The organism is Moorena sp. SIO3B2 (assembly GCF_010692525.1).
GTDB lineage: Bacteria > Cyanobacteriota > Cyanobacteriia > Cyanobacteriales > Coleofasciculaceae > Moorena > Moorena producens.
Genome location: NZ_JAAHHE010000238.1, coordinates 1 through 5,978, shown reverse-complemented (window position 1 = coordinate 5,978; position 5,978 = coordinate 1). Strand labels below are relative to the sequence as shown.

Annotated in this window: 8 protein-coding genes and 1 pseudogene; 8 read left to right on the top strand and 1 reads right to left on the bottom strand. The window is 42.8% G+C overall.

The window, feature by feature from the left end; all coding sequences use genetic code 11:
• Positions 1–1,585: 1,585 nt before the first annotated feature.
• A complete protein-coding gene (locus tag F6K38_RS29385; RefSeq protein ID WP_502709613.1) occupies positions 1,586–1,984 on the bottom strand; it encodes a hypothetical protein in 399 nt (132 codons plus the stop codon).
• 31 nt (positions 1,985–2,015) lie between these two features.
• On the opposite strand from F6K38_RS29385, the gene F6K38_RS29375 reads away from it, so the two are divergent.
• The 8 genes and pseudogenes from F6K38_RS29375 to F6K38_RS29345 all read left to right on the top strand — a co-directional run bounded on the left by F6K38_RS29375 (position 2,016) and on the right by F6K38_RS29345 (position 5,701).
• Positions 2,016–2,354: a hypothetical protein gene (locus tag F6K38_RS29375; protein ID WP_287358604.1), complete on the top strand. Its 339-nt coding sequence runs from the start codon at positions 2,016–2,018 to the stop codon at positions 2,352–2,354.
• Complete coding sequence (locus F6K38_RS29370) at positions 2,342–2,707, top strand: ISAzo13-like element transposase-related protein (RefSeq protein ID WP_287358601.1); 366 nt, start codon at positions 2,342–2,344, stop codon at positions 2,705–2,707. Before F6K38_RS29375 ends, F6K38_RS29370 begins: the two co-directional genes overlap by 13 nt.
• A complete protein-coding gene (locus F6K38_RS29365) occupies positions 2,604–2,897 on the top strand; it encodes an ISAzo13-like element transposase-related protein (RefSeq protein ID WP_287358616.1) in 294 nt (97 codons plus the stop codon). Before F6K38_RS29370 ends, F6K38_RS29365 begins: the two co-directional genes overlap by 104 nt.
• Positions 2,782–3,030 (top strand): ISAzo13-like element transposase-related protein, encoded by a 249-nt coding sequence (locus F6K38_RS43650; protein WP_353737234.1) that lies wholly within the window; start codon positions 2,782–2,784, stop codon positions 3,028–3,030. Before F6K38_RS29365 ends, F6K38_RS43650 begins: the two co-directional genes overlap by 116 nt.
• Positions 3,031–3,214: 184 nt before the next feature.
• Positions 3,215–4,843, top strand: coding sequence for an IS1634 family transposase (locus tag F6K38_RS29360; protein WP_502709612.1), 1,629 nt, complete (start codon positions 3,215–3,217; stop codon positions 4,841–4,843).
• A 126-nt stretch (positions 4,844–4,969) separates the two neighbouring features.
• Positions 4,970–5,191, top strand: a pseudogene (locus F6K38_RS29355) (ISAzo13-like element transposase-related protein); the annotation flags it as partial.
• Positions 5,192–5,200: 9 nt separating this feature from the next.
• The gene (locus F6K38_RS29350) at positions 5,201–5,542 is read left to right on the top strand and encodes a hypothetical protein (RefSeq protein WP_287358596.1); all 342 of its coding nucleotides are present in this window, start codon (positions 5,201–5,203) and stop codon (positions 5,540–5,542) included.
• Complete coding sequence (locus F6K38_RS29345) at positions 5,543–5,701, top strand: hypothetical protein (RefSeq protein WP_287358594.1); 159 nt, start codon at positions 5,543–5,545, stop codon at positions 5,699–5,701. It begins immediately after the preceding gene.
• Positions 5,702–5,978: the final 277 nt, after the last annotated feature.

Below are 5,978 nucleotides of genomic sequence, written 5' to 3'. Positions count from 1 at the left end.
CGGCCTATTGATGTCCGTTTTTACTATAATTATCCCGGTTCCGGCGTGGACCGCCGTTCCTTTTTAAACTTTTTCTGTGCATAGCTTGGTTCTCACACCGATTGGTAGTCGTTCGCGATGCGTGGCAATCTGCCAATGATTGGTAGATTATGGAGGTCTTTGCATTCCCTCCGGGCTTTACTACTTTTTGGTCGCTCTGTGGCGGGTCTCTCTCCCGGTTCCGCTTCGGGATTTCTTCCAGTACCCTTTTTCCCTATTATACCAAATGAAATTGAAAAGTGCAAACCTTAACCCCGTCCTTCAAGGACGGAGTTTTAGACCAAATGTTTTTGATTACTTCATTCTTTGTGACTTAGGGTTTTGTGATGGGTTTCCGGGTCAACATCCTCGTGGGTAAATTTCTGGTACGCCCATTGCTATTTAGTTAGGTTTGTCCGGTTCTGTCTGAACCATCGCTTTTTCTTTTTTTTTATTGTTCACCCGTTTCGAGTTACTCTTTTCGTGGTGCCCTAGCCGCTCATGGAATCCTTCTTTTTATTTCCTGAATATACCTCCAACCACCTTCGGGTACTGGCCTTTTTTCAAAATATTACCCTGGTGTATTTTGGTTTTTTTATCGATTGGCGATTGGATTATAGGGAGCCGTGAGGTGTGATTTAACTTTCTCATGTCACCCTCTGACGGTTTCACTCATGATGCATCTGTTCCTGATTAACCAGGGGATTTTATCCAGGTTTCGTGTTTGTACTGCCCAGCGGATTTATTGAATGTACCACCAAGGTCTGGTTTATCCTATTGAGATGTCAGGCTCTTGGGCTTCTTCAATCTTTCCCTGTCGGCATCTTTCTAATATGAATCCTAACTACTGCGCAGGTTTTTATTTGGACTTTTATTCCTTTGTTGAGCTGGGTTGTTTTTTTGAACCCTTTGATGTTGATGCCAAAACCAACTTGCGTCATTGCTATACCAGTGTTACTCTTTCGTCATGCTCTTATCGGTGTTGTATTTGCCTAGGATGCAATTAATACCCTATATAATATTTTAAATTGATCGGAATCGGTAGCCATGTGTATCCTGAACCATGGTTTTTTTTATACCAACTATTATGATTTTTTTTATTACTATTTAACCTCCGCGATTCACTAGAGCTCAATATAACAAAGTACTTGGTCGAATCGAACAGCGCCATGTCTGTATTTGGTTAGATCTTGATTGTTTCAGTCCTTGGCCTGGACTAACGACTTTGATTAATGTTCAATCAGTTTGACAGGGGTTTACACAAATTGTTTTTGAAGTGACTACTCTTACTCGTTATTTTCTTTCTTCCATATGTTTAACCGCCCAGGAATTTGCTGAACGGATCCTTGGATATTGGGCTGTCGAGAATAAAGTTCTCTTTTAATTCACTGGTCCTGTTGGCTTAGATAAATCCTGAATCCGCACTAACCCACTCCCTTTCATGATTACTATTGCTCGCAATTAAACTCTCAATTTATACCGTGACCACAGGGAAATAAAACATGGCACAAGCTCATCCACTATGTTCTTTTGGTCATGACACCCAAAAGCATCTTTAAAGAATGATTTAGCCCTGATTTACCTGTCCGGTTTTTTGGTATTTTTTAAAGGCTTCCCTAACCGCAGTGCCAGCCTCCAAAATCGCTATAGATTTGATTTGATCAGGTACTGCCAAGCACCATTCGGGGAGGTCATTTAAAATACCAGTTTTGATAGCTTTCCAGTATGCTTTAACTTCGCCATCCTCAAGTATTTTGACAGTCTTATTAAATACGTAACGGGACACTCCTTTCCACTGTCGGACAATCCCACCTTGCTCAGCACTAACGAATAGCCGGATCTTTTTTGATTTTTGCCCCGTACTTCCTGAGTCCGTGGACGCGACAGGAGAAGACGTGAATGATAGACAGAAGATCTGCGGTAAGGGCTTGTTAAAAAACAACTTCATGGTTTTAGAATTAGACAAGGGAGTCTAATATCAGAACCGGAGTACTCACATGGGGAGGCAAAACATTAATCAGTGCAAGTGTTGGGAGTGTCAGCAGGGAAACAAAAGCATCCAAAAGCAACATCAGCAACTCAATCTGTTGATGAGCCGCCTGGATGAACAGCAACGGCGATGGCTAGCGGCTTTAGAAGCGCAAAAGTTAGGGCATGGGGGGACTCAGAGGATCAGTGAGGTCACAGGGTTAGATATCAACACGATTCGACGAGGGCGACGAGAACTTGATCAGGGGTTAGTCAATCGTCCAACAGAGCGAATTCGATTGGCAGGGGGTGGACGCAAACGGGTAGAAAAAAACTCGAAGGAGTCTCGGCAAGCTTGCAAGCAGTAGTAGAAGCAGATGTAGCAGGAGACCCAAGTGGTGCTTGCAAATGGATTCGTCAGAGTTTGCGGAGCATCAAAGCTAGGTTGACCAGTATCGGGTTTCTGGTGAGTCATACCAGCATTCGACGACTGTTGAAACAGTTGGGCTATTCCCTCAAAGCAAACCGCAAGTCGGTTGCGACCACCCAGCATCCGCAGCGTGACCAGCAATTCCGTTACCTGGAGCGAGTCAAGGAACGTTTTATCAAAGCCGGACATCCGGTGCAAGCGTGTCGATACCAAGAAGAAAGAGCTAATTGGGAATTTCAAAAACCCTGGGCAAGAGTGGACTCAGCAAGCCGAAGCAGTCAACGACCATGACTTTCCCAAAGATGCTTTGGCTAAAGCCGTCCCTTATGGCATCTACGACTTGGTTCACAATCAAGGTTATGTTTATGTGGGTACTTCTGGAGATACAGCAGCTTTTGCTGTCGATGCCATCTTGCGTTGGTTTAAACGATTTGACCGACCTCGCTTTGCTGATGAAAGCAAAATCAAGATTGCTGTGTGATTCAGGTGGGAGCAACGGTTATCGAGTTCGCAACTGGAAACTCCAATTACAGGAAAAATTGGCAGACCCACACGAAATCACAGTTATGGTTTGTCACTATCCCTCAGGAGCCTGTCTTATGGAACCCAATTGAGCATCGCCTCTTCAGCTTTATCTCACTCCTCACCGTTCGCTCAAATTGAAGGAATGGGGTAGACAAAAAAGGTTAAAATCCTTGTGTAGCAGGGTGTTGAACAACGAGGAGTCGATTGATAACTACACAAACTCACTCAGAACGAATAGATGATCTGCCTTTAATCATCTACTGGTTAAGGCAAATGAAGGTAGCGTCGATGATAGATCAACATCTACCAGTCCCTCATGGAAATCGCCAAGGCTTAAGTTATGGGGAATTGGCAGTATTATTACTGACCTATATAGTCAGTGAAGCCGACCATAGGATGTGTTGTGTAGAAAAATGGGTATGTGAGCATCATAGAAGTCTAGAAAAAATAACCGGATGGAAAATCGCCGAAAAAGAAGCTACCGATGACCGTTGTGGAGATTTATTGAAAACAATGGGTAAACCGGAAAGAATTTCGGAGATGTCCATATCGATATCAAAGTATTTGGTAAAAGCTTATGAATTACCAACCGAAAAAGGCCGAAGTGATACGACCAGCATAAGAGTGTATCATCAAATCTCAGAAAGGGAAGAAAAATCGTCTTTGATTCAATTTGGATACAGTAAAAATCGCCGACCCGATTTAAGACAATATCGGCAAATGTTAGCAACATTAGACCCATTAGGGATGCCATTGTTAGGAGCAACATTGGCGGGAAATGGAACAGATGAGTCAGAGTATGTACCAACTTGGCGAAAAATGACAGAAATAATTGGGCACAGAGAATTTCTCTATTTAGCCGATTCTAAAGCTTCAACATGGGAAAATCGAGCTCAAATCCATGAAGAAGGAGGAATCTATTATTTTCCGTTGGCGATGAGTCAACCTCGTCCAAAGTTGTTGGCTGATTGGGTTAATAATCCTCCAACAGAAGTGATTAAAATAGTCGAAAAGGAGCAAGGGGAATCCCCACCGGAAGAAATCGGATTAGCTTTTGAAGTCCCATTAGGAAATATTTGGGTTAACTCCGAAACGAAAAAGCGTTATCAGTGGCTAGAAAGATGGTTGGTGGTCAAATCTAATGCCTTAGCCTCTCGTAAAATTAGAGGCTTAGACAATCGTCTAGTCAAAGGAGAAAAGGAATTATTGTCTTTAAAAAAACGCTCCGGCAAGGATGAAAAATTATTAGAGGAAAAGATCCGAGATGTTTTAAAAAAACATCGCTTAACGTCATATATTGAATATTCAATTCAAAAAAAGATTAGTTATAGTAAAGTTTATAAAGGTCGGGGAAGTCGCAGTGACCCTGGCTCCTATCGTCGAGTTCGCCAGGTAGATTTAATCCTAAGCTATACACGTTGTTTTCCCGAAATTGAAGCCTTCAGAGCATTAGCGGGCTGGCGTTTGTATGTGACCAATGCCACATCTGAGAGACTCTCTTTAACTGAAGCGATCAAATCTTATCAAGACCAATGGCAACCTGAAAGGGGATTTCATCGTTTTAAAAAGGGTCGTTTATCTGCTTTACCCATTTATTTTCGAGACGAAGAAAAAATTCAAGGACTCATGTTTTTATTGACGATTGCTTTAAGAGTTTTCACTTTAATGGAATTTGTCGTTCGTCGTCAATTACATCAATCTCAATCCAGTGTAGCTGGACTTTATGAGGGCAATCCCAAACGTACTACTGACCGTCCGACCGCAGAAAAGATGTTAAGGGCTTTTAGAAACATCACTTTGTATATACATCGAGATGGACAGAGGGAAATCTCTTTTCGTGAACTTAGTCCAACAACAAATTTTAGAGTTAATGAATGTTCCAAAGTCTATTTATACTATTGACTACTTGGCTTCTGGCTAAAATTAAGTAGCTGATTTCGCTCAACTATTTACTGGGCAAGCTTTTTACCCTGTTTGATCCACTCCAGCTAGCAAAAATTAGCGAACGGTGAGTCACTCAATTGGGCAGGAAAACCACTGCGTTCCTTGGCTCAGATGACTGCTCTGATTCGTGGAACGACTACACAAACAGGACTGAGGGTGAAAGCAGCTCAAATCAAGGGAGTCTACCCCACTCGAATCAAAGTTTCAGATCAACAAATGGCAGCACTCAACTTGACCCATCGTTCCATTTGTCCCCAGTGGAATTACATGATTCATCCTCGGTCTCAATCTGCTCAAAAACCATGAACTTATTTCTTGACAAACCCTAAGTTCTGCTTCCGGACAGCTTTCAGGCTGGTCTTAACCCATGATTTTTCCACCGTTGATACTGACCAAGTACTCATCGAGTTCAAACCCGTGGGAGGGATTGCTCCCACGGGTAAGTCTGTCGAGACAGGCAACAACTTGTGTGAGCTGATCGCCGCTCATAAGTCGTTCCAGTATGGCTTTAAGACCAAATATTTTGGTGTTGAGTCCCGACCCGATGTCAAAGATGATTTTTGCTTCGAGGAAGTGGGAGTGCATGTAGGCGACTTGTCGGGGGAGTTCGTCTTTTTGCTTGTTGCTACTGAGGAGGCAGTAACAGATGGTACCTGAGTGTCTTTGTTGTTTTCTCCTGAGACTAAGCCAGCTTTCGGTGTCAAAGAACCTGGTGCCGCCTGGGTTTTTTTCGCATCTGATTGTGCCATTGTCTGCATACTTCCCAAGAGTCGTTCTGGAGACGAAACCTTAGAAGAAAGAAGCTTTTATGGTTAGTAGGCTATGGGTAAAAGGGTTAAATCTTTCTTATTAAGGCTTCTTTGTTCTTACGGTAACTTCAAAGAGAGTCCCGTAAGTTCGACCGCCAAAGGTCGTGGTACTAGTGCCATGATTCTAATCTACCATAAAGTTGGATAAATTGGGAGATTATTGTGCATTTTTATCAACTGTCACTTGCCCCGTACTTAATTATCTGCCCCGGTATCCATGACCACCAACTGACCCAAGATTTTTTAGCAAGTTTGGAGCTATCAAGTCCCTCGACTGAGAAAGT

What these genes read in the sequence shown, in the direction of transcription:
- F6K38_RS29375 (WP_287358604.1), top strand. Translation starts at nt 2,016, where the DNA reads ATGGGGAGGCAAAACATTAATCAGTGCAAGTGTTGGGAGTGTCAGCAG.
- F6K38_RS43650 (WP_353737234.1), top strand. Translation starts at nt 2,782, where the DNA reads ATGTGGGTACTTCTGGAGATACAGCAGCTTTTGCTGTCGATGCCATCT.
- F6K38_RS29360 (WP_502709612.1), top strand. Translation starts at nt 3,215, where the DNA reads ATGAAGGTAGCGTCGATGATAGATCAACATCTACCAGTCCCTCATGGA.